The organism is Achromobacter sp. (assembly GCF_032113835.1).
In the GTDB taxonomy this organism is placed as follows: domain Bacteria; phylum Pseudomonadota; class Gammaproteobacteria; order Burkholderiales; family Burkholderiaceae_B; genus Achromobacter.
The window spans coordinates 1-23709 of the sequence record NZ_DAMCTG010000082.1; the positions used below are offsets into that span (position 1 = coordinate 1).

The 23709-nt window shown below is 67.5% G+C and carries 21 protein-coding genes; 13 read left to right on the top strand and 8 right to left on the bottom strand.

Annotation, left to right across the window (positions count from 1 at the left end):
- The first annotated feature begins 59 nt into the window (after positions 1–59).
- Positions 60–1397 (top strand): flagellar biosynthesis protein FlgA, encoded by a 1338-nt coding sequence (locus tag RT697_RS21950; protein ID WP_313701758.1) that lies wholly within the window; start codon positions 60–62, stop codon positions 1395–1397.
- A 19-nt stretch (positions 1398–1416) separates the two neighbouring features.
- On the opposite strand, the gene RT697_RS21955 is transcribed toward RT697_RS21950, so the two are convergent.
- Positions 1417–2163 (bottom strand): FadR/GntR family transcriptional regulator, encoded by a 747-nt coding sequence (locus tag RT697_RS21955; protein WP_313701759.1) that lies wholly within the window; start codon positions 2161–2163, stop codon positions 1417–1419.
- A gap of 147 nt (positions 2164–2310) precedes the next feature.
- On the bottom strand, positions 2311–3048 hold the full coding sequence (locus RT697_RS21960) for an SDR family NAD(P)-dependent oxidoreductase (protein ID WP_313701761.1): 738 nt from the start codon (positions 3046–3048) through the stop codon (positions 2311–2313).
- A gap of 490 nt (positions 3049–3538) precedes the next feature.
- Here RT697_RS21960 and RT697_RS21965 point away from each other — a divergent pair, with 490 nt between their 5' ends.
- The 10 genes from RT697_RS21965 (at position 3539) to lpdA (ending at position 14856) form a co-directional block, all read left to right on the top strand.
- A complete protein-coding gene (locus RT697_RS21965) occupies positions 3539–4780 on the top strand; it encodes a branched-chain amino acid ABC transporter substrate-binding protein (protein WP_313701762.1) in 1242 nt (413 codons plus the stop codon).
- Between the two features lie 146 nt (positions 4781–4926).
- Positions 4927–5868, top strand: coding sequence for a branched-chain amino acid ABC transporter permease (locus RT697_RS21970; protein ID WP_056559748.1), 942 nt, complete (start codon positions 4927–4929; stop codon positions 5866–5868).
- Positions 5865–7145 (top strand): branched-chain amino acid ABC transporter permease, encoded by a 1281-nt coding sequence (locus RT697_RS21975; protein WP_313701763.1) that lies wholly within the window; start codon positions 5865–5867, stop codon positions 7143–7145. Before RT697_RS21970 ends, RT697_RS21975 begins: the two co-directional genes overlap by 4 nt.
- Positions 7142–7894, top strand: coding sequence for an ABC transporter ATP-binding protein (locus RT697_RS21980; RefSeq protein WP_313067697.1), 753 nt, complete (start codon positions 7142–7144; stop codon positions 7892–7894). Before RT697_RS21975 ends, RT697_RS21980 begins: the two co-directional genes overlap by 4 nt.
- Positions 7891–8610, top strand: a complete 720-nt coding sequence (locus tag RT697_RS21985) for an ABC transporter ATP-binding protein (RefSeq protein ID WP_313701765.1) — start codon at positions 7891–7893, stop codon at positions 8608–8610. Before RT697_RS21980 ends, RT697_RS21985 begins: the two co-directional genes overlap by 4 nt.
- Before the next feature lie 35 nt (positions 8611–8645).
- On the top strand, positions 8646–9440 hold the full coding sequence (locus RT697_RS21990) for an SDR family oxidoreductase (protein WP_313701767.1): 795 nt from the start codon (positions 8646–8648) through the stop codon (positions 9438–9440).
- Positions 9441–9478: 38 nt separating this feature from the next.
- Entirely contained in the window at positions 9479–11662 is a 2184-nt protein-coding gene (locus RT697_RS21995) for a dehydrogenase E1 component subunit alpha/beta (protein ID WP_313701769.1), read from the top strand.
- The gene (locus RT697_RS22000; protein WP_313701771.1) at positions 11659–12147 is read left to right on the top strand and encodes a VOC family protein; all 489 of its coding nucleotides are present in this window, start codon (positions 11659–11661) and stop codon (positions 12145–12147) included. The genes RT697_RS21995 and RT697_RS22000 overlap by 4 nt, the downstream gene beginning before the upstream one ends.
- A gap of 10 nt (positions 12148–12157) precedes the next feature.
- Positions 12158–13450: a pyruvate dehydrogenase complex dihydrolipoamide acetyltransferase gene (locus RT697_RS22005; protein WP_313701772.1), complete on the top strand. Its 1293-nt coding sequence runs from the start codon at positions 12158–12160 to the stop codon at positions 13448–13450.
- 8 nt (positions 13451–13458) lie between these two features.
- Positions 13459–14856, top strand: coding sequence for a dihydrolipoyl dehydrogenase (gene lpdA, locus RT697_RS22010; protein WP_313701774.1), 1398 nt, complete (start codon positions 13459–13461; stop codon positions 14854–14856).
- Positions 14857–15187: 331 nt separating this feature from the next.
- On the opposite strand, the gene RT697_RS22015 is transcribed toward lpdA, so the two are convergent.
- The 6 genes from RT697_RS22015 to RT697_RS22040 form a co-directional block, all read right to left on the bottom strand.
- The gene (locus RT697_RS22015) at positions 15188–16069 is read right to left on the bottom strand and encodes a LysR family transcriptional regulator (protein ID WP_313701775.1); all 882 of its coding nucleotides are present in this window, start codon (positions 16067–16069) and stop codon (positions 15188–15190) included.
- A gap of 17 nt (positions 16070–16086) precedes the next feature.
- Positions 16087–17442, bottom strand: a complete 1356-nt coding sequence (locus RT697_RS22020) for a type II toxin-antitoxin system HipA family toxin (RefSeq protein ID WP_409517475.1) — start codon at positions 17440–17442, stop codon at positions 16087–16089.
- 2 nt (positions 17443–17444) lie between these two features.
- Entirely contained in the window at positions 17445–17705 is a 261-nt protein-coding gene (locus tag RT697_RS22025) for a helix-turn-helix transcriptional regulator (protein ID WP_313701779.1), read from the bottom strand.
- 235 nt (positions 17706–17940) lie between these two features.
- Positions 17941–19809: a dihydroxy-acid dehydratase gene (gene ilvD / locus RT697_RS22030; RefSeq protein WP_313701781.1), complete on the bottom strand. Its 1869-nt coding sequence runs from the start codon at positions 19807–19809 to the stop codon at positions 17941–17943.
- Between the two features lie 139 nt (positions 19810–19948).
- On the bottom strand, positions 19949–20758 hold the full coding sequence (locus tag RT697_RS22035) for a helix-turn-helix transcriptional regulator (RefSeq protein ID WP_313701782.1): 810 nt from the start codon (positions 20756–20758) through the stop codon (positions 19949–19951).
- Positions 20755–21654: a LysR family transcriptional regulator gene (locus tag RT697_RS22040; RefSeq protein WP_313701784.1), complete on the bottom strand. Its 900-nt coding sequence runs from the start codon at positions 21652–21654 to the stop codon at positions 20755–20757. Before RT697_RS22040 ends, RT697_RS22035 begins: the two co-directional genes overlap by 4 nt.
- 102 nt (positions 21655–21756) lie before the next feature.
- Here RT697_RS22040 and RT697_RS22045 point away from each other — a divergent pair, with 102 nt between their 5' ends.
- Together RT697_RS22045 and RT697_RS22050 are read left to right on the top strand one after the other, a co-directional pair.
- Entirely contained in the window at positions 21757–22302 is a 546-nt protein-coding gene (locus RT697_RS22045) for a GNAT family N-acetyltransferase (RefSeq protein ID WP_105240945.1), read from the top strand.
- On the top strand, positions 22299–23537 hold the full coding sequence (locus RT697_RS22050; RefSeq protein ID WP_313701786.1) for an MFS transporter: 1239 nt from the start codon (positions 22299–22301) through the stop codon (positions 23535–23537). Before RT697_RS22045 ends, RT697_RS22050 begins: the two co-directional genes overlap by 4 nt.
- Positions 23538–23709: the final 172 nt, after the last annotated feature.

Sequence of the window (23709 nt, forward strand, 5' to 3'; positions counted from 1 at the left end):
CGTCATCGTTTGGGACTATCCTGTGGAGTCGTACGCCCCACCCAGGAGGAGCCCGCGCCATGAATCTGTACCGTCTGCTCAAGCAGCGAGAAGCCGACCACAAGCCGCTGCGAGTCGCATTGTTGGGCGCCGGAAAGTTCGGCGCGATGTTCATGAGCCAGGCCCCGCGCACGCCGGGCATGCGCCTGGTCGCGGTGGCGGATCTGGTGCCGGACCGGGCCCGCGCCGCGCTGACCCGCGTCGGCTGGCCAGCAGGCGCGCTCAACGCCAGCAGCATCAATGACGCGTACAAGAACGGCAAGGTCTATTTCTGCGACGATGCGCGCACCGTCATCGCCAGTCCCGACGTGGACATCGTCATCGACGCCACCGGCCAGGCGGCCGCCGGCATCACCCATGTGCTGACCTGCTGCGAATACGGCAAGCACATCATCATGGTCAACGTCGAAGCCGACGCGCTGGCCGGCCCGCTGCTGGCGCGCCGCGCGCGCGAGGCGGGCATCGTCTACTCGCTGGCCTACGGCGACCAGCCCGCGCTGATCTGCGAAATGGTGGACTGGGCCCGCGCCAGCGGCTTCGAAGTCATGGCTGCCGGCAAGGGCACCAAATACCTGCCCGAATTCCACACGTCCACGCCCGACACCGTCTGGCCCTATTACGGCTTCACCGCCGAAATGGTGGCGGCGGGCGACTTCAACGCGCAGATGTTCAACAGTTTCCTGGACGGCACCAAAAGCGCCATCGAGATGGCGGCCGTCTCCAATGCGACGGGTCTTCTGCCCTCGCCGTCGGGCCTGCACTTTCCGCCGTGCGGCGTGGACGACCTGGCGCGCGTGCTGCGTCCCCGCGAGGACGGCGGCATGCTGCATCATCGCGGCCAGGTCGAGGTGATTTCGTCGCTGGAACGCGACGGCCGCCCGGTGTTCCGCGACCTGCGCTGGGGCGTGTACGTCACGCTGGCGGCCGATAGCGACTACGTGCGGCGGTGCTTTCAGGAATATGGCCTGGTCACCGATCCCAGCGGCAATTTCACCGCGATGTACAAGCCGTACCACCTGATCGGTCTGGAGCTGGGCATCAGTGTGGCCAGCGTGGGGCTGCGGCGCGAGCCGACGGGTGCGCCGGCCGGCTGGCACGGCGACGTCGTGGCCACCGCCAAGCGCGACCTGCAGGCCGGGCAGGTTCTGGACGGTGAAGGCGGTTACACGGTGTACGGGCGCCTGATGCCGGCGCCCGATTCGGTCGAGGAAGGCTATCTGCCGTTGGGGCTGTCGAACAAGGTCAAGCTGAAGAATCCCGTGCGGCAGTCGCAAGCGATCCGCTGGCGCGACGTGGAGTATGACGAACGTTCGACGGCGGTGCAGTTCCGGCGCGAGATGGAGCAGACCTTCGCGTAAGAGCGGCCCGGCCCCGCGTTCACACCGGCGCCGGGCGCTCCGCCTGAAACAACCGCAGCCGATCCGCCGCGTTGCGCAGATGCTGCTCGGCCGCGCGGCCCGCGGCATCGGGGTCGCCGGCTTCGATGGCCGCGAAGATGGCCTGATGCTCGCTCTGCACCGCGGCCATGCGCTCGGCATACATGCGCGCGGTGTTGTTGCGCGCGCTGCGGATGACGCGCCTCACGTTGGCTTCCAGATAATCGTTCAGCGCCACCAGATGCGGATTGTGCGTGGCCTGCACGATCGCCTGGTGGAATTGATAGTCTTCCTCGTCGCCCAGCTTGTCGTTGATGAGCGCGTATTCCATGCCCACCAGCGCCTGCCGCATCTTCTTCAAATCAGGATCGGTGCGCCGCTGCGCCGCATAGCGCGCCGCCGTGACCTCGATGGACAGCATCAGCTCCAGGATGTGTTCCAGATCCTGGTTGTCGCCGGGCGTGGGCGCGGCGATACGGAAGGCGTTCTTTTGGAAATTGGGGTCGACGAATACGCCGCTGCCCTGCTGCGACGTGACCAGGCCTTCGGACTTGAGGCGGGCCAGGGCTTCGCGCACGACCGCGCGGCTGACCGAGTGCATCTCGGTCAATTGCTTTTCGGTAGGCAGGCGGTCGCCGGGGGCCAGCACGCCTTGGCGTATCTGGTCGGCCAGGGCATCCGCCACCGCCGCGGATAGCGAACTGCGAGGCGCGGCGCGCGTCGGATCGGGTTCTTGACTGGGCTGCATGGGGATCTTCAAACGTGAGGGCGGCGCGTGGACACGGCGGCCATGTTTATAGGAATGTCTCGCGTGGGGTCCTGACAGAATGCGTGGCGGCAGCGTCCGGGGAATTATGGATTTGCCGGTTTTCCCGGTACGCCGCGTTCCTGCACTTTAAGCGATATAGATCCCGCCATTGACCTGCATGACCTCGCCCGTCACAAATGCCGCCAGCGGCGAACACAGGAACGCGATGGTCCCGGCGATCTCCTCGGCCGTGCCGAAGCGGCGCAGCGGCGTGCTTTCCAGCAACTGCGCGCCCTTCTGCCCGATCAGGTCGTGCGTCATGGACGTGGCGATGATGCCGGGCGCCACCGCGTTCACGCGGATCTGCGGGGCCAGTTCCAGCGCCAGGCTGCGCGTGAAGCTCTGCACCGCGCCCTTGGACGCGGAATAGGCGGCGTGCGCATAGCTGCCGCGCTGCGCGGCCAGCGACGTGAGCAGCACGATCGAACCGTCATGGCGCAGATGGCGCTGGGCGGCGCGGCACACGTAGAACGTGCCGTCCAGGTTCACGCGCATCAGCGTGCGCCAGGACTCGTCGCTGGTGTCCTTGACGAGCTGTTCCGGGTAGATGCCCGCGCAGTGGACCAGGTGGTCCAGCCCACCGAAATGCTTGGCCGCGGCCTCGAACACCCGTTCGCAATCGTGCGACACCGATACGTCCAGCGCATGCGTGTAGACGCGCTGCCCGCTGGGGTCCAGCTCGGCCGCAACCTCCTGCAGCCGCGCGTTGTCGATGTCGGTCAGCACCAGCCGCGCGCCGTGCGCGGCCATGAGGCGCGCCGTGGCCAGCCCGATGCCGTTGCCCGCACCGGTGATGGCGGCAACCTGCCCCTCAAACGAAATCATCCTGTCTCCTGAAGCTGTTTTTTGCGGTCCGCGGCGCTGTCGCGGCAACCGTGCGAATTCTGATTGAACCGCTGAATCCGTTGCTTGACACGAGAAAAATGCCTGGCCTATGATTTATCGGACAACTTGATAAAGTTGCCTGACAACTTGTGGAGAAAGCGTAAATCAACTGACGCTTTCAGGCAAGTCGGTCAGAAAAACACGGCGACACGCCGCATAAACAGGCAGGGGACAACCAGGTGAACTTCACCGGCAGCATGACCGCATCCGCGCCCTCGGCACGTCCGATGGCGCACCTTCAGACGCCCCGGCGGCTTCATGCCCTGCCCGGCTGGCGTTTCGCCCCGGCGCCTCGCGCGTCCGTGGCCACCGCCATCCCCCAGTCTTCACTCCCCATCGCTGTTGCGCCCTTGCGGTGCGCCGGCGATGCGGCGTGCGCGCCTGCCTGACCCACGCAATCACACACTCCCGTTCCACGGAGGAGACACGCATGAAATTGGCTTTCACCACCGGTCTGCTGTGCCTGGCCGGACTCGCCGCCACCGCCACCGCCCACGCCGCGCCCGTCAAGATCGGCCTGATCGAAACGCTATCGGGCCCGCAGGCCTCGACCGGCCTGATGTTCCGCGCCGCCGTCAAATACGAGCTGGACCGCATCAACGCGGCCGGCGGCTGGAACGGCCAGCCGCTGGAGCTGGTGGAGTTCGACAACCAGGGCGGCCCCGTGGGCGCCTCGGACCGCTTCCGAGCCGCCGCCGCCGAGGGCGTGCAGGTGCTGGTGCAGGGGTCGTCATCGGCGATTTCCGGCCAGTTGACGGAAGACGTGCGCAAGCACAACCTGCGCAACCCCGGCAAGGAAATCGTCTTCCTGAACGTGGGCGGCGAGGCGCTTGAGCTGACCGGCCAGAAGTGCCACTTCTACCACTTCCGCTTCACCACCAACGCCGACCTGCGCGTGAAGGCGCTGGCGTCGGTGATGTCGGCCGACGGCACGCTGGGCAAGCGCGTGTACGCCATCAACCAGAACTACTCCTGGGGCCAGGACATGGAAGGCGCGACCGAGCGCTTTGCCAAGGACTACGGCTACGAGGTGGTGGGCAAGACGCTGCACGAGGTCAACAAGATCCAGGACTTCGCGCCCTACGTCGCGCGCATCCGTTCGGCCACGCCGGACACGGTGATCACCGGCAACTGGTCCAACGACCTGCTGCTGCTCATGAAGGCCACGCAGGCCGCCGGCCTGAAGGTGCGCTTTGCCACGGTGTTCCTGGATCAGGTCGGAAACCTGGCCAACGCCGGCGAGGTCGCGATGGGCCATTACATCGCGCATCCGTACAACATCGAGGCCGCAGGCGAGGAAGGTGCGAAGTTTGCCGAGGACTACAAGTCCAAGACCGGCCACTACCCCAGCTACACCGAGCCGCAGACCGTGATCGGCGTGCGCTTCCTGGGCGAAGCCTTGAAGCAGGTCAAGCCCAAGGACGGCAAGCTGTCGGTGCCCGAACTGGCCGTGGCGCTGGAGCAGGTCACCTACAAGTCGGCGCTGGGCGATTACACGATGCGCGCCGAAGACCACCAAGTGCAGTTGCCGATGGTCGTGTCCAAGGTCGGCAAGAACGCCAAGTACAAGGCTGACGGCACCGACATGGGCTTTGAACCGGTCAAGGTGCTGGCGGCGGCGGACGTGTCCGCGCCGGTGCAGGCCACCTGCAAGATGCAACGTCCGAAGTGATGCCGGCGCGGCGGCCTGTGCGCTGAGAAGCGCGCGGGCCGCCCTCGGCACATGACAAGCGCACTCCCGGCGCGGGCCGGGCAAAAACAACGTGCGCAATCGATCGCGGGACGCTTGGCGTCCCGCGCAAGAATCCTGGAGCGGACATGGAATACTTTACCGTCTCGCTGTTGAACGGCGTGATCTACGGCCTGCTGCTATTCATGGTGTCGGCAGGCCTGACACTGATTTTCGGAATGATGGGCGTGCTGAACTTTGCGCACGCCTCGTTCTACATGATTGGCGCCTACGCCGCCTACACGTTGACGCCCGTCACGGGCTTCTGGGCGGCCCTCGTGCTGGCCACGATCATCTCGGGCGTGCTGGGCATGGGCGTCGAACGCTTCTTCCTGCGCCGTGTGCACAAGTTCGGCCACGCGCAGGAGTTGCTGGTGACCTTCGGCCTGGCGTTCATCGTCGCCGAGTTGGTCAAGCTCTTCTACGGCGACTTCCCTGTCGACTACCGTGTGCCGCAGTTCCTGAACTTCGCGGCGTTCCGCGTGTTCGATGCGGACTATCCCTTTTACCGCCTGCTGATGGGCGGCGTGTCGATCGCGATGTTCGCGGTGATCTACCTGCTGCTGTCGCGCACCCGCGTGGGCATCGTGGTGCGCTCGGCCATCTATCGTCCGCGCATGGCCGAGGCGCTGGGCCACAACGTGCCGCTCGTCTTCATGAGCGTGTTCGGCGTGGGCGCCGCGATGGCGGGCCTTGCCGGTGCGGTGGCGGGCGCGTTCTACACCACCAATCCGAACATGGCGCTGGAACTGGGCGTGCTGGTGTTCGTGGTGGTCGTGGTCGGCGGACTGGGTTCGCTGGAAGGCGCGATGATCGCCTCGCTGCTGATCGGTTTGATCAGCTCGTTCTCGGTTGGCATCGACGCCAGCCTCGCGACGCTGTTCGGCCTGTTCGGCGCACGTGACTGGGCCGAAAGCGTGGGTGGCCTGATGACGGTGAAGATCTCCAGCCTGGCCGCGACGCTGCCGTTCCTGTTGATGCTGGTGGTGCTGCTGGTCAAGCCGTCGGGCCTGAAGGGAGAGCAGGCATGAGCCATACCGCTACCTCCACCGGCCGCGCCACGGGCGCGCTGCTGTTGATTCTGTGTGTGGCCGCGCTGTGCGCCCTGCCCTGGCTGCTGCCTGCGGGCCAGCTCGTGGCGGCCGTGCAGATGCTGATCGCCGCATTGTTTGCGTGCGCCTTCAACCTGCTGGCCGGCCAGGGCGGCATGCTGTCCTTTGGCCATGCCGCGTACTTTGGTGTCGGGACGTTTGCCACCATCCATGCGATGAATGCGCTGGGCGGCGCGGGCCTGCTGCCTACCCCGCTGATGCCGCTCGTCGGCGGCGTGGCCGGGCTGCTGTTCGGCGTGGTCGCCGGCTGGTTCGCCACCATGCGCTCGGGCGTGTACTTTTCGATGATCACGCTGGCGCTGGCCGAACTGCTGCACGCGCTGGCGCCGCATCTGAAGAGCGTCTTCGGCGGCGAGGCGGGCGTGTCCGCCATGCGCATGCCGGCGTGGGGCTTTACCTTCGGCTCCGACATCGAGGTCTATTACCTGGTGCTGGCGTGGGTGGTGGTGTCGCTGGCCGCGCTGTACGGCCTGACGCGCACGCCGCTGGGCCGCCTGACGCTGGGCCTGCGCGAGAACGCCAACCGTCTGCGCTACCTGGGCTACCGCCCGCACGCGCTCAAGACCATGGTGTTCGCGCTGTCGGCGATGTTTGCCGGCATCGCAGGCGGCCTGCAGGCGCTGAACATCGAGGCCGGCAACTACGTGCTGTTCGAGGTCAAGCTGTCCACCGATGCGGTGCTGTTTGCCTACATCGGCGGCGTCAACGCGTTCCTTGGACCGGTGCTGGGCGCGTCCATCCTGACGTTCCTGTCGCAGACGCTGGCCGACATCACGCGGTCGTGGCTGCTGTACCAAGGCGTGCTCTTCGTGCTGGTGATGCTGTTCGTGCCGGACGGCCTGGTCGGACTGGTGCAGCGCGCGGCCAAATCGCTGCGCGAGCGCGGACTGGCCAACTGGCTGCCGCGCGCCGCGGTGTCGGTGGCTGGCGGCCTGCTGCTGACCGGCGCCACCGTCTTCACCGTGGAACTCTTGCAACGCATGTTCGCGCGCGATTACCGCGCGTTGCTCGCCATGAATCCCGAGGCCGGCTGGCCTGCCATCCCGCTGTTCGGCCAGGAGTGGGCGCCGCTTGCCCTGTCGACCTGGCTGGTGCCGCTGGCGCTGTTCGCCGCCGGCCTTGCCGCCTGCCGCTGGGCGCTGACCCTGTGGCGCGACGCCGGCGAAGCCGCCCCTCTGCTGGAGCCCGCCAAATGAGCCACGAGATCCTGACCCTGACCGACGTGCGCAAATCCTTTGGTGAAGCGCAGATCATCCGCGGCGTGAACCTGGCGATTGAAGCCGGCGAACGCCACGCCGTCATCGGCCCCAACGGCGCGGGCAAGTCCACGCTGTTTCACCTGATGTCGGGCTCGTTCGCGCCCACGTCGGGCGACATCAGCCTGCGCTCGCGGTCCATCGGCGGCCTGGCGCCCGAGGCCATCAACCGGCTTGGCCTTGCGCGCTCGTTCCAGATCACCAACGTGTTCCCGCGCCTGTCGGTGCGCGAGAACCTGCGGCTGGCGGTGCTGCGCATGCACGGGCTGGTCTACAACTTCTGGCGGCCGATTGCGCGCAACCGCGCCGTGAACGAAGACGTCGACCGCCTGCTGGAAAAGGTGCGGCTGACGGCCAAGCAGGCCACCGCGGCCGGCGACCTGAACTACTCCGAACAGCGCTCGCTGGAAATCGGCATGACGCTGGCGTCGCGCCCGAAGGTGATCCTGCTGGATGAACCCATGGCCGGCATGTCGCAGCACGAGGTCGACTACACGGTCGAACTCATCAAGGATGTGACGCGCGACTGCACCCTGCTGATCGTCGAGCACGACATGCAGGTGGTGTTCTCGCTGGCCGACCGCATCAGCGTGCTGGTCTACGGCGAGATCCTGGCCACCGGCACGCCCGCCGCGATCCGCGGCGACGCCCGCGTGCGCGAGGCCTACCTGGGAGAGGAAACGGTATGACGACGCAATCCCCCCTCTTGTCCCTGCAGGGCGTGCATGCCCATTACGGCAAGAGCCACATCCTGCACGGCATCGACCTGTCGATCGGGCGCGGCGAAGTCGTCAGCCTGCTTGGCCGCAACGGCGCGGGCCGCTCCACCACCATGAAAAGCATCATGGGCCTGGTGGACGTGACCGGCGGCCGCATCGCCATCGAAGGCCGCGACATCACCAACAAGCGCCCCTTCGAGATCGCGCGCGCCGGCCTGGCCTTCGTGCCCGAGGAGCGCGAGGTCTTCGCCAACCTGACGGTGGACGAGAACCTGCGCATGGGCGAGCAACCTCGGCGCGACGATGCGCCGAATTGGACCGTGGCGCAGATGTTCGACTACTTCCCGCGCCTGAAGGAACGCAGCAGCACAAAGGCGGGCAACCTGTCGGGCGGCGAGCAGCAGATGCTGACCATGTGCCGCTCGCTGCTGGGCAACCCCAAGGTCATCCTGATCGACGAGCCCACCGAAGGCCTGGCGCCCAAGATCGTCGAGGTGATCGCCGACGTGATCCGGGATATCCACAAGCAGGGCGTGTCGGTGGTGCTGGTCGAGCAGAAGCTGACGATTGCGCTGAAAGTGTCCACGCGCGTGAGCGTGATGGGCCACGGGCGCATCGTGTTCGAAGGACCGCCCGCGCAGCTGCACGAGCGTCAGGACGTGGTCCAGGAATGGCTGGCGGTCTAGCCGGCTGACGAACTCATCCATTACAGGCACACATCGTGGACAACACCACTGAAGTCATTCACCCGGAGCTGCGCGGCCAGAAGGTCGTCATCACCGGCGGCGCAAAGGGTATCGGCTACAGCACGGCGCAGGCGTTTGCGCGCCAGGGCGCACGCGTTGCGCTGCTGGACATGGATGCCGCCGCGCTGGAGGCCGCCGTCGCAAGTCTGGCGGCATCGGGCACCGGCGTGCAGGCCTTGGCCGTGCAGGCGTCCGTCACCGACGCCGACGCGGTCGAGCGCGCCTTCGCGCAGGTTGCACAGACCTGGGGCCGCATTGACGTGCTGGTCAACAACGCCGGCATTTCGGCCAACAAGCCCACGCTGGAAGTCACCGTGGACGAATGGCGCCGCGCCGTGGACATCAACCTGACCGGGGTCTTCCTGTGCGCGCAGGCCGCCGGCCGGCGCATGGTGCCCGCAGGGTCCGGCAGCATCATCAACCTGGCCTCCATGTACGGCGTGGTGGCGGCCCCCGACCGCGCCGCCTACTGCGCCACCAAGGGCGCTGTGGTGCTGCTGACCGAGACGCTGGCCGTCGAATGGGGCCCTGCGGGCGTGCGCGTCAACGCGCTGGCGCCGGGCTATGTCGAGACCGACCTGGTGCGCGACCTGGCGGCGCGCGGCCGGCTGGATCCCGAACGCCTCAAGCAACGCACGCCGCTACGCCGCATGGCGCAGCCGGCCGAAATGGCAGACCTGGCGGTATTCCTGGCCTCGCGCCAGGCCGCCTACATCACCGGACACACCCTGGTGGCCGACGGCGGCTGGAGCCGCTACAGCTACCTCTGATTGCCCCGACGCTCAAAAAACACACTGGAGATTCACTCATGGCCACCTACCACCCGCTCGAGCCCCAGGCGCCCTGGCGGCAACTGACGGCCGAGGCCTCGGACTGGCAGCAGGCGGACCCCGCGCTGCTCGGCACGATGCTGACCCAACTGCACTGGATCCGCGCTTTCGAGGAAGCCGTGCTGGAACTGGCCGCCGAAGGCCTGGTGCACGGCCCCGCGCACTCGTCCGTGGGCCAGGAAGGCGGCGCGGTCGGTTCAGTGCTGGCGCTGGGCGCCGGCGACCAGATCAACGGCTCGCATCGCGGCCACCACCAGTTTCTTGCGAAGGCGCTGCAGCACGTGGCGCCGCTCGGACTGGATCCGCGCAACCCGTTGACGCCCGCCATCGACGAAGTCCTGCACAAGACGTTGGCCGAGATCATGGGCCTGGCCAATGGCTATTGCCGCGGCCGCGGCGGCAGCATGCACTTGCGCTGGCTGGAAGCCGGCGCCTTGGGCACCAACGCGATCGTCGGCGGCGGCGTGCCGCTGGCGGCCGGCGCGGGCTGGGCGCACAAGCACGCGGGCACGGACCGCGTGGCCGTGACGTACTTCGGTGACGGCGCGGTCAACATCGGCTCTGTTCTGGAAACGATGAACCTGACCGCCGCGTGGAAGACGCCGCTGTGCTTCTTCATCGAGAACAACCGTTACGCCGTATCCACGACCGTGGAAGAATCCACCGCCGAACCGCGCCTGTCCGCGCGCGGTCTGGCCTTCAACATTCCTTCGTGGAAGGTCGACGGCATGGACCCGCTGGCCGTACACCTGGCGATGTCGGAGGCCGTTGCCCACATGCGTGCCGGCAACGGTCCGACCATCGTCGAAGTGGACGTGTACCGCTTCTTCCACCAGAACGGCCCCTTCCCCGGCAGCGCCTTCGGCTACCGCACCAAGGACGAAGAGGCGCAATGGCGTCAGCGCGATCCGCTGGACCGCATCGCCTCGGAAATGATCGCCCGCAAGCTCGTCACGCAGGCCGGGGTGGACGCGCTGCGCCAGCGCTGCAAGGACGTGATGAAGGAGGTGTCCGGCCGCCTGACCGAAGCAGCGGACGGCGGCAAGCGCCGCGTGCGTGCCGACCTGTGGCCCAGCCCTGATTTCCGCGACGTGGGCCTGCGCAGCGACGGCGCTGAACTGGAAGGCCTGCGCTACCAGGAGGCCGCCGACCACACCGGCGCCAAGGTGACGCGCAAGTTCGTCGATGCGGTCGCAGACGTGCTGGACCGACGCATGGAAACCGACCCGGGCGTCGTCGTACTGGGCGAAGACGTGCACCGTCTGAAGGGCGGCACCAACGGCGCCACGCGCGGCCTCAAAGACAAGTACCCGGACCGCGTCCTGGGCACGCCGATCTCCGAGAACGCCTTTGCCGGATTGGGCGGCGGGCTGGCCATGGACGGCCGCTACAAGCCCGTCGTGGAATTCATGTACCCGGACTTCATGTGGGTCGCGGCAGACCAGATCTTCAACCAGATCGGCAAGGCGCGTCACATGTTCGGCGGCGACATCGACGTGCCGTTCGTGCTGCGCACCAAGGTCGCGATGGGCACGGGCTACGGCTCGCAGCACTCGATGGACCCGGCCGGCATCTTTGCCACGGCGCCCGGCTGGCGCATCGTTGCGCCGTCCACGCCGCACGATTACGTCGGCCTGATGAACACGGCGCTCGCGTCCAAGGACCCGGTGCTGGTCATCGAGCACGTGGATCTGTACGCCTCGTCGGGGGACGTGCCCGACGGCGACCTGGACTACGCCATCCCCTTCGGCCGCGCACAAGTGCGCCGCGAAGGCGGCAAGGTCACCATCCTGACGTACCTGTCCATGGTCAGCCGCGCGCTGGCGGCCGCCGAACAGGCCGGCGTGGACGCCGAAGTCATCGACCTGCGCACGCTGGACCGCGCCAGCCTGGACTGGGACACCATCGGCGCCAGCATTCAGAAGACCAACAACGTGCTGATCGTGGAGCAAGGCGCGCGTGGCACGTCTTACGGCGCCATGCTGGCCGACGAGATCCAGCGCCGCTACTTCGACTGGCTGGACCAGCCGGTCAAGCGCGTCACCGGCGGCGAGGCCTCGCCCAGCATCTCGAAGGTGCTGGAACGCGCGGCGTTCGCCGACACCGACGAGGTGATGGCGGGTCTGGCCGACGTGCTGGCCGATCTGGGGGAACGGCGATGAGCGCCCTGCACATGACCGTGCCGATGGAAGTCGGCATTTGCTGCACCGACCTGGATGCGCTGGCCGCGTTCTACACCGGCGTCATGGGATTGACGCTGGTAAACCGCGTGACCGTGCCCGTCGACAAGGCGCGGGCAACGGGCCTCACGGCGCACGGCTACGACGTCGCGCGCCTGCAGACGCCGTACGGCGAGCGCATCAAGCTGCTGCAACCGGCCGTCGCGCCCGAGCCCGCGGTGCGCGGCGCGGCGATTCTGGACCGCCAGGGCGCCGCCTACCTCACCTTCATCGTGCGCGACCTGCGCGGCGTGGTGCGCGATCTGGAATCGAAGGGCGTCGTCTTCGATAGCGCGCCCGCGCCCATGGAAGTGCGGCCCGGCACGTGGCTCGCCTTCTTCCGCGACCCCGAAGGCAATGTGCTCGAACTCGTCGAATACGACGACCCCGCCGCGTACCGGCCCGACCTGGCCGGCGCCGCTGAATAGGAAGAACATCGTGGCATACCTCATCAAGCTCCCATCTGTAGCCGCCGACGCCTCGGGCGGCATCCTGCATCAGTGGCTCAAGCAGGAAGGCGACCGCGTTGCCGTCGGCGATGCGCTGGCGGAAGTCGAAACCGAAAAGGCCATCGTCGAGATCAACGCCGAACAGGCCGGCGTGCTGGGCCGCATCGTGGTCCAGGCCGGGCCGGCATCGGTGCCGATCAATACCGTGATCGGCGTGCTGATCGCGGACGGCGAGGACGCGGCGGCGATTGATCGTGCGTTGGCTGAGCACGGTGGTGCGGCGGTGGCTGCCGCCGCCGCCCCATCGGTCGCGCCAGCAGCCAGCAACGCCACGACCGGCGCTGCCTCTGCCCCGCAGCAAACCGGCAACGTGGCCGCGAACCCCGCGTCTTCCGCTTCCGCATCCTCGACCGCAGCCGTCCCCGGCGGCCGGCTCTTCGCCAGCCCCGTCGCCCGGCGCCTTGCCGCGCAATGGCATGTCGACCTGCTGGGCGTCACCGGCACCGGCCCGCATGGCCGCATCGTGCGTCGCGATGTTGAAGCAGCGCGCGACCGTGCGCCGGCAGCGGCGCCCGCCGCCGCGCCGCTCGCTGGCCGCCCCGCCGCGCGCCGCGTGCCGCACACCGGCATGCGCCGCGCCATCGCGCGCCGCCTCACCGAAAGCAAGCAGCACGTGCCGCACTTCTACCTGACCGTCGACTGCCGCATGGATGCGCTGCTGGCCCTGCGCGCGCAGGCCAACCACGGCGGCGCGGTCAAGCTGTCGGTCAATGACTTCATCGTCCGCGCCGCCGCGCTGGCGCTGCGCGAGGTGCCGGAGGTCAACGCGTCCTGGCACGACGACGACATCGAATATCACGCCGGCGCGGACATCTCGGTGGCGGTCGCTACCGACGGCGGCCTGGTCACGCCCATCGTGCGCGACGCCGACGTGAAGTCGCTGTCCGCCGTCGCGACGGAGATCGTCGAGCTGGCCAAGCGCGCCAAGGTCAATCGCCTGAAACCCGAGGAATTCACGGGCGGCTCGCTCACCGTGAGCAACCTGGGCATGTACGGCATCAGCCAGTTCGCCGCCATCATCAACCCGCCGCAGGCTGCCATCCTGGCCGTCGGCGCGGCCGAACGACGCCCGGTGGTGGACGATGAGGGGCAGCTCGCCGCCGCCACCGTGATGACGGTGACGCTGTCTGCCGACCATCGCGTCGTGGACGGCGCGGTTGGCGCACGCTGGCTGGCCGCGTTCCGCGCGTTGATCGAAAACCCCGTGCGCATCCTGCTGTGAGCCCCGCCATGACAAAGACGAGTTTTGATCTGGTGGTGGTGGGCGGCGGGCCGGGCGGTTATGTCGCCGCGATCCGCGCCGCGCAGTTGGGCATGTCGGTCGCGCTGGTCGAGCGCGCCGAACTGGGCGGCATCTGCCTGAACTGGGGCTGCATTCCCACCAAGGCGCTGCTGCACAGCGCCACCGTGCTGCGCGTCTGCCGCGAGGCCGCGCACTACGGCGTGACGGGCGCGGGCGAGGCGCGTCCCGATCTGGCCGCCATGGTCGCCCGGTCGCGGAAAGTGGCCGGCCGGTTGGGCCAGGGCGTGGCGCACTTGATGAAGAAGAATGGCGTAACGGCGTTCGCCGCCACCGCCCGGCTTGCGGGCGCGGGCAAACTGGCGCTGGACAACGGCGCCGCGCTGTCGGCCAAGCACATCGTCCTGGCCACCGGCGCACGCGCCCGCGAACTGCCGGCGCTGCCCGTGGGCGAACGCATCTGGGCCTACCGGCAGGCTCTGGTTCCGACCGAGATCCCGAAGTCGCTGCTGGTCGTGGGCGCGGGCGCCATCGGCGCCGAGTTCGCCAGCTTCTATCGCGCGGTGGGCGCAGAGGTCACGCTGATCGACATGACGCCGGAGATCCTGCCGCAGGAAGACGCCGAGATTTCGCAACTGGCGCGCAAGGCCTTCGAGAAGCAAGGCATCCGCGTGCTGACGCGTTGCGCGGTGACGGCCTCGTCGACCACCGCCGACGGCGTCAAGGTGACGTTGGAGCACGAAGGCAAGAAGGTCGAACAGACCTTCGACCGCGTCATCGTCGCCGCCGGCATCGTCGGCAACGTCGAGAACCTGGGACTGGAGAAGACGCGCGTCAAGATCGAGATGACGCACATCGTCACCGACGGCCTGTGCCGCACCGGCGAGCCCGGCGTCTACGCGATCGGCGACGTGGCCGGCGCCCCGTGGCTTGCGCACAAGGCCAGCCACGAAGCCGTGCTGTGCGTGGAAGCCATCGCCGGGTTGCCCGTGCACGCCATCGATCCGCTGCGCATTCCCGCCTGCACGTATTCCTACCCGCAGGTCGCCAGCATCGGCATGACCGAGGCCCGCGCGCGTGAACACGCCACGAAGACCGGCGGCGACATCCGCGTCGGCAAATTCACCTTCGCCGGCAACGGCAAGGCGATCGCGATGGGCGAGGACCAGGGGCTCGTCAAGACGGTGTTCGACGCCAAGTCGGGGGAATTGCTGGGCGCGCACATCATCCACCCGGAGGCGTCCGAGCTGATCACGGGGTATGGCGTGGCGGCGTCGTTGGAGGCCACCGAAGAGGACCTGATGCACACGGTGTTCGCGCATCCGACGCTGTCGGAAACGTTGCATGAATCGGTGCTGGCGGCGTTTGGGCGGGCGCTGCACGCGTAGCAGTTGTCCACAGGTGTCGGGCAGCTTCGTCGTTCATCAGTGTCTGACACCCTGCCGCCACGCGCCATCCTGACGAGCATCTCACCAGGGGGTCAGACACCTGCGCATTACTCGATTCGGGTGTCTGACACCCCTGCGCGGCCGGTTCAAGGCCACGGGCCTCTTGCCCGGGTGTCTGACACCAGCGCATGACGCCGCGCACTTAGGTGTCTGACACCCTTGCGGGGCCGGTTCAGGCTGACGAGTCTCGCCCCGGGTGTCTGACACCGGCGCATGCAGGGCCTCTTACCCGGGTGTCCGACACCAGCGCATTACAACGCCGCCCCACACCTCAAATCCTGCTCGCGTAAAAATCCAGAAAACACGCAATACGCCGCGACAGCTGCGTATTGCGGTGATACACCGCGTGCATCGGCTGCAAGTGATCGGTATATTCGCTTTCCAGCACCTTCACCAGCCGCCCAGCCTCGATATCCTCGCGCACGACGAAATCCGACAGGCAGGCGATGCCGACGCCGCGCAGCGCCAGTTGCCGCTGCGTTTCACCGCTTGACGTCGCCAACGTCGGCGTCGCCTGAAAGCTTGAACCGCCGGCATGACGCAGCGGCCAGAGGTTCAGGCTTTCCGGCTGCGTGAAACCCAGCACCTCATGATGCGCCAGATCCTCCACGGTGCGCGGGGCGCCACGTCGCGCGATGTAATCGGGACTCGCCATCATCCAGCGCGGCGACGGCCGCAACGCTCGCGCGTGCAGCGTCGAATCGGTCAGCGGCCCCATGCGCAGCGCGACATCGGTGCGATGCTCCATCAAATCCACGATGCGATCGTTGCTGGTCAGCTCCAGCGAAATCTCCGGATACGCCTGCCGAAACTCGGCCACGTGCGGCACCACACAGTGCAGCATCACCGGCACCGACGCGTCCACGCGCAAACGGCCGGCCGGCCGCTGGTGCACCATGCGCATGCACTCCTCGGCCTCTTTCAGCGCCGCCACGATCTGGCGCGCCTTCGGCAGAAAATGCCGGCCCTCTTCGGTCAGCTCCATGCGGCGCGTCGTCCGGTTCAGCAGCGTAACGCCCAGGTCCTCCTCAAGCCGATGCAGGCCACGGCTGACGCCGGATGCGGTCTGGCCGAGCATCTCGGCGGCAGCGCTGAGGGAGCCGGCGTCGACCACGCCGAGGAAGAGGCGCAGGGCGTCGGAGTTCAGGGACATCGGTTCGGCTCCATCTTCTAAGCAGCCAGTCTGTCGGCGGCGGCTTGCAGGCCGTGGAGGATGGTATCGGCCACGTGCTCGGGGAACGTGGGCGGCAATATGTCTCGCACCGCGCGCACAACTTGCGGAGTACGTGAAACCAAGTCGTCGACCACCGCCTCCACACCCCGGCCGTCCGGCGCCACAACACCATGTTCTGCACCGACAGCGAGCCAATGCCGTCGCAGGATGTCGCGCATGAGCCAATGGGTGTTCTTGGTGCGCACAGCCATGGCCATGCGGGCCTTGAACGGCGACAGCTGGTTTGCGCCAGTACCGATGACGGGATAGGCAGACAGTACGTCGTACAGCGGCGTGAGCTCGTACGCGCCGCCGGGTCGCAGAAAAATGCTGAAGTTCTTTGCGTGTCCATCCGTGGCACGCAACATCCAGAAGAGGACCTGCGATTGGAAAAACGTGCGCCGGTCACGATCGGGCTCAGCCGAGGTGGCCAGCAGCTTCATGATGCTGCCCATGCCCGGCCCGCCGTCGGATTCGTACTTCAGATGCGGCGGCGTTCCAGTCGCCTGGCACATGTCTTCCTGCGGCAGGCGGATCAGCCAGCGCTTGCCATCATCGTTGCGCCACCACATGCGGTCGAACCGCTCGACCGCCAGCACCTTCATGTCTTCAAACATCAAAGGTTGGGTTCGGGCCACCGGCAGCCCATAAGCATGGAGAATCTCGGAACACAGCCACTCGTTCTCCACCGAGTGGCTCATGTCGAACTTCAGATTGCCGACGAGGCCGAGCGGCATCTTGAAGATATGCGTCGTCGGCGTGGCGCCGTGAGGCCTGCACCAGCGGTTATCGAGCGACAGCATGGCCGTCTTTTCCTGCGCCCCAGCGATCGAAATGCGGAACCCGTCATCGTCATCGGCATTGCGGCCTGCCAAGGGTCCGGGCGTCAAGGTGCTGCGCAGCACCTGGGCCACTTGCGCATCGCTAAGCGCAATGGCGTCGACCTGCTTCACGGGGTCAGGCGCCACACCGCGGGGCATGACCTGAACAGCGCCCACGCAATCCCGTCCAACTTCAGCCAACAACGAGAACGCATCGGTGGATCCCGCCTGGAACCGTCGTGCGACACGTTCGCGAATGTTCTGGCTGTCGGGCAGCAGATTCTCGAAATAGCTGCGCACCGTCTGCCCGCGAAGCGGCGGGTTGCCCGGCATGAAAGGGAGCGAAAGCGAGAGTGGCCGGCCTCGGCCGGACGCAATCCATGCGTCGTCGTACTGGAGCGTCTCGCCAATCTGGGGCTGGACGCTCCAGACGCCCACGAAGTCCCCGTTCATCCAGAGATCTAGGGCGCGGTGGTGCGAACGTCGGCCCATGGCTACCAATCCGGTGTGGCCGATGATTCGGACGCGGAGGACTTTGCACGTTGCCGCAACACGACTTCCACGCCCAGGATGCCGAGAATCTCCAGCAGGCGGTCAGCGCCGAGCTTTCCGGCATTGCGCTCGAATGCGGAAAGCGTTTGCTGCGTGACGCCCAGACGCAGGGCGGCCTCAGCCTGGGTCATGCCGGCCTGTTTGCGGAAGGCTCGGAGCAAAGCGGGAAGCTGGTCCGCCGTGCGGATGGTGAAGTCGGACATGCCCACCCTTGAACGTGAGATTTACAGATTCTAGGTTGTAAAAAGGAAATACGCAACGTAGGCTGTATTTAATAAATACAAATCTTAAACTGTATTTCCGGATTACAACCCGCAAGCTGTAATTCGCTCTTATCTTCCCGATGCGGACACTAGCAAAATGCCCGTCGAACATCTTCAGCTAAAAAAAACGGCGCACGAAGTGCGCCGCCTTTCACATCAACCCGCCATCAACCAATCAGCGCTTGCCCTTCAGCTTGAGTTGCGACAGGTCGCGCACCGCGCCACGGTCGGCCGATGTGGCCAGCGCTGCGTACGCCTGCAGCGCCTGCGACACCACGCGCTCGCGGCCCACCGGCTCCCAGCCGTCGGCGCGCGCGTCCATCGCGGCGCGGCGGCGGGCCAGTTCCTCGTCGGAAACCGCCAGGTGCATCTTGCGGTTGGGGATGTCGATCTCGATCGTGTCGCCTTCTTCGACCAGGCCGATCGTGCCGCCTTCCGCCGCTTCCGGCGAAGCGTGGCCGATCACCAGGCCCGACGAGCCACCCGAGAAGCGGCCGTCGGTGAAGAGCGCGCAGGTCTTGCCCAGGCCCTTGGACTTCAGGTAGGACGTGGGATACAGCATTTCCTGCATGCCGGGGCCGCCCTTGGGGCCTTCGTAGCGGATCACCACCACGTCGCCCGCCACGACCTTGTCGCCCAGGATGCCTTCGACGGCGTCGTCCTGGCTTTCGAAGACGCGCGCGCGGCCCGTGAAGACCCACTGCGATTCGTCCACGCCGGCCGTCTTGACGATGCAACCCTTTTCAGCGAGGTTGCCGTACAGCACGGCCAGGCCGCCGTCCTTGGAATAGGCGCTTTCCTTGCTGCGGATGCAGCCCGTCTTGCGGTCCGTGTCCAGCGTCAGGAACGTGGCGTCCTGGCTGAAGGCGACCGTGGTCGGGATGCCGCCGGGGGCTGCGCGGTAGAACTTTTTGGCTTCTTCGCCCGCGTCGCCAGCCACGTCCCATTGCTGGATGGCGTTGCCCAGCGTGCCGCTGTGCACGTTGCCGCAGGACAGGTCCAGCAGGTCGGCGCGCGCCAGTTCACCCAGGATGCCCAGGATGCCGCCGGCGCGGTGCACGTCTTCGATGTGGTACTTGTCGGTGGCGGGCGCTGCCTTGCACAGGCACGGCACCTTGCGCGAGATGCGGTCGATGTCGGCCATGGTGAAGTCCACGCCGGCTTCCTGCGCCGCGGCCAGCAAGTGCAGCACGGTGTTGGTCGAACCGCCCATCGCCACGTCCAGCGCCATCGCGTTCTGGAACGCGCTCTTGGTGGCGATGTTGCGCGGCAGGACGGATTCGTCTTCTTCGACGTAGTAGCGGCGGCACAGGTCCACGACCAGGCGGCCAGCTTGTTCAAACAGGCCCTTGCGCCAGGCGTGCGTGGCGACGATGGTGCCGTTGCCGGGCAGGGCCAGGCCGATGGCTTCGGTCAGGCAGTTCATCGAGTTGGCCGTGAACATGCCGGAACAGGAGCCGCACGTGGGGCAGGCGCTACGTTCGACTTCGGCCACTTCGGCGTCCGACACGTTGGGGTCGGCGGCCTTGATCATGGCGTCGACGAGATCGATCTTGGCGATGACCTTGCCGTCGGTGGGCGACTTGACCTTGCCCGCTTCCATCGGGCCGCCCGACACGAACACGACCGGGATGTTCAGGCGCATGGCGGCCATCAGCATCCCCGGGGTGATCTTGTCGCAGTTCGAGATGCAGACCATGGCGTCGGCGCAGTGCGCGTTGACCATGTATTCGACCGAGTCCGCGATGAGTTCGCGCGACGGCAGCGAATACAGCATGCCGCCGTGGCCCATGGCGATGCCGTCGTCCACGGCAATGGTGTTGAATTCCTTGGCGACACCGCCGGCGGCTTCGATTTCCTTGGCCACCAGCGCGCCCAGGTCGCGCAGGTGCACGTGGCCCGGAACGAACTGCGTGAACGAGTTCACCACGGCGATGATCGGCTTGCCGAAGTCGCCATCCTTCATGCCGGTGGCGCGCCACAAGGCGCGGGCGCCGGCCATGTTGCGGCCGTGGGTCGAGGTGCGGGAGCGGTAGTGCGGCATGATCTGTCTCAGGCTGTAGCTGTTAGCGTGGGCGGCAAAACGCTAAATAATACGCTGCTTCGGCGCCCGGCCGCCCGCGAGCGCCGCGGAAACAGACGCGCGGCGGTCAGCCGGCAGTCAGCCGGCCCGCCGGCGGCCGTCAGGCGGACGCCACGCCGCGCGCCGCGAAGGCGCTGGGCGACTCCCCCAGCGCCTTGCGGAACATCGCCGCGAATGCGCTGGGGCTCTCGTAGCCCAGATCCAGCGCCACATCCAGCACCCGCTCGCCCCGAGCCAGCCGTTCCATCGCGGCCAGAAGCCTCGCCTGCTGGCGCCAGCGCCCGAACGTCATGCCCGTGTGACGCACGAAGAGCCGATGCACCGTCTTCGGATCCACGCCCAATTCCCGCGCCCAGTCCGCTGCCCCGTCCTGCCGTTCCGGATGCCGCACGATGGCGCGGCAGATGCGCGCGAGGCGAGGCTCCGAAGGCTGCGGCAGATGCAGCGGCAGCACGGGCTCCTGGCGCAGCTCATCCAGAAGCAGCATCATCAGCCGGCCGTCGCGCGTGTCCGGCGCCCAATCCAGCGGCACCTCGGCAGCGGCCGCCATCAATTCGCGCAGCAGCGGCGACACGGACAGCACGCAGCACTGCGCCGGCAGGTGCGCCGCCGCCCCCGGCTCGACAAAAACGGTGCGCATGCGCGGTTCGCCGCTCATGCGAATGCCGTGCGATACCCACGCCGGCACCCAGACGCCGCGCGTCGGCGGCACGACCCAGATGCCCGCGTCGGTGTCCACCACCATCACGCCGGACATCGCATATACAAGCTGTCCGCGCCGGTGGCGATGGCGCTTGACGCGGTGACCGTCCGAGTAGTCCACGGCCAGCCCCGCCACCGGACGGCGCGAGGATTCGTAGGGATAGAGGTCCGGTTCGGCAAGCTTGGGAATCTTGCGGGACGCGGTCATGGCGTGCGCGCCCCCAACGCCACCAACGCATCCTGCAAATGCCGCAGCCCGCGGCTGAGCGGCTTGTCGCGCCGCAGGACGATGGCCAGATCGCGCGACAGCCGTGGCGTCAGCGAACGCACTTCCAACGCGTCGCGCCGTCCCGCCCCCGATACCGCCAACCGCGGCAGCACCGCGCAGCCCAGCCCGGCGCCCACGATCTCCTTCATCGCCTCCGTGCTGCCCAGCTCCATGATCGGCTTGGCCGCCACGCCCGCCGCCTCGAACCAGTCATCCACCAACCGCCGCGTGCGCGCGCCCGGCTCGAACAGCACCAGCGGCAGCCGCGCCAGCGACTGCGGCGTCACGACCTCGGGAATCGCGCCCGCATCGCGCGACGGAAAGATCGCCACGAACTCGTCCTCCATCACCGGCGTCGCCTGGAACATGCGGCCCGGCGCCGGCAGCGTGATCAGCACGATGTCCAACGTATTGGCTTCCAGCCCGCGCAGCATGTCCGCCGTATTGCCCGTGCTGGCCACAATGTCCAGCGCCGGAAACCGCTGGCGCAGATCCGCCAGCACCGGCGGCAACAGATAGGTGCACGCCGTGGCGCCCGTGCCAAGCCGGATCCGTCCCGACACCTGCGACGCATGCGACGACATCGCCTGCTCGGCCTGCGCAATCGCGCCGTCGATCACGCGGATGTGGGCCAGCAACTCCCGCCCCGCCGCCGTCGGCCCCGCGCGCCGCCCGACGCGCTCCACCAGCTTCAGCCCGAAACGCCGCTCCAGTTGGCGGATCTGCAGGCTGACGGCGGGCTGCGTCACGCCCCCGCGCTCGGCGGCGGCGGAAAAACTGCCCAGTTCGATGACCTGCGCAAATGTGCGCAGGTGGTCCAGATTCAAGCCGCGCATGGTCTAACCAAAGTTTTTCTTATGAAAATCATAATAGACCAAAGCTTTATTAATGAATTGCCTTGGCTCACACTGGCGTTTTCGATCGCCCCGGCCCTTTCCATGTCGCCCCACTCGCCCACCGTCCTCATCCGCGACAGCGCGGAAGCCGATCTGCCCGCCATCAAGACCATCTACGCGCACCACGTGCAGCACGGCACCGCGTCCTTTGAGCTTGAACCGCCCTCCATCGCTGAAATGCGCCAGCGCCGCGCCGGCGTCCTCGAAAAGGAGATGCCCCACCTCGTCGCCGAGATCAACGGCGAAGTCGTCGGCTACGCCTACGTCACCGCCTACCGCCCGCGCCCCGCCTACCGGCACACCGTCGAAGACTCCGTCTACGTCAAGGCCGGCCGCGCCGGACTGGGCATCGGCGGCAAGCTGCTCGCCGCCCTGGTCGAGCGCTGCACCGCCGCCGGCTGGCGCCAGATGCTCGCCGTCGTCGGCGACAGCCGCAACGCCGCCTCGCTCGCGCTGCACGCCAGCCAGGGCTTTCACCCCGTCGGCACCCTGCGGTCCGTGGGCCACAAACACGGCGAATGGCGCGACACCGTCCTCATGCAGCGCAGCCTCGGCGAAGGCGACACCACGCCCCCGCAACGCCCATGATCCGCCCCCGCGCCGTCATTTGCCTGGGTTTGACCCAGCTCGTCGGCTGGGGCGTCACCTTCTATCTCATCGGCGCGCTCGGCCCGGCCATGACCGCCGACCTGGGCTGGAGCACCGCCACCATTTACGGCGGCTTCTCCGCCGCCATCGTCGTCATGGCCCTGGTGTCGCCCGCCGCCGGGGCCGCGGTGGACCGCTGGGGCGGCCACCTCGTCATGCCCGCAGGCGCCGCGCTGTCCGCACTCGGCTGCGCCCTCCTCGCCATCACGCACTCGCACACGCTCTACTTCACCGCCTGGGCCGCGCTCGGCGTCGGCATGCGCCTGTGCCTGTACGACGCCGCCTTCGCCACGCTGGCCCGCGCCGCCGGCCCCGCCGCGCGCCGGCCCATGTCCCAGATCACCTTGTTCGGCGGCCTCGCATCCACCGTCATGTGGCCCGTCGGACACTTCCTGGCCGAATGGCTGGGCTGGCGCGGCGCCGCCTGGTGCTACGCCGCCCTCGCCCTCGCCACCATCCCCCTCCACCTGGCCCTGCCCCGCCGCCGCTACGCCGCGTCCACCACCGACCCTGGCAGGACCTCCACCGGCCTCACCCGCACCGCCGCCGAACGCCGCCTGGCCGGCACCCTCTACGCCGTCATGGCGATGCTGACCAACTTCCTGGCAGCCGGAAACGCCGCGCACCTTTTCTCGCTGCTGACCGGCCTGGGCCTGGCCACCGCTGCCGCCGTTACCGTTGCCGCCCTTTGGGGCATCGGCCAATTCGCCGGCCGCTTAGGCGACGTCCTCGTCGGCGCCCGGCTGCATCCGCTGACGCTCAACCTGGCAGTGGCCCTGGCCCTCCCGCTGTGCTTCCTGCTCGCCCTCGTGCCCGGCGGCAACCTTTACGCCACCGCCGCCTACACCCTGCTCTACGGCGCCTGCAACGGCCTCATGACGATCACCCGCGGCACGCTGCCGCTGGCGCTGTTTGACTTCCGCAGCTACGGCGCGCTGGTTGGCGCGTTGTTGATCCCCAGCTTTCTGCTCACTGCTGCGGCGCCTGTTGCGTATGCGTTCGTTATTGAATGGCAGGGCGCGAAAGCAGCAATGATGGTGTCCGCCGCGCTGGCCGCGGTGATTGCGGCTGCGGCGGTGATGTTGAGATGGACGTTCATCGGGCGCGTGAAAGAGGCTGCGGTATCGGCGGCCGTCGCGCCTAAGATTGCGCCGGCGGCGCGGGATGGTGTTTGAGCGGTGGCGTTCTTGGGACGGTGTCAGACACCCAGGTGGCGGTGGCGCTGGATGGGCCGGCGATTCTGTAGGGTGTCAGACACCTCGAGCAAGGTCGCGCCCGCAGCGCTCAAGGGCCGGTGTCAGACACCCAGGTGGCGGTGGCGCTGGATGGGCCGGCGATTCTGTAGGG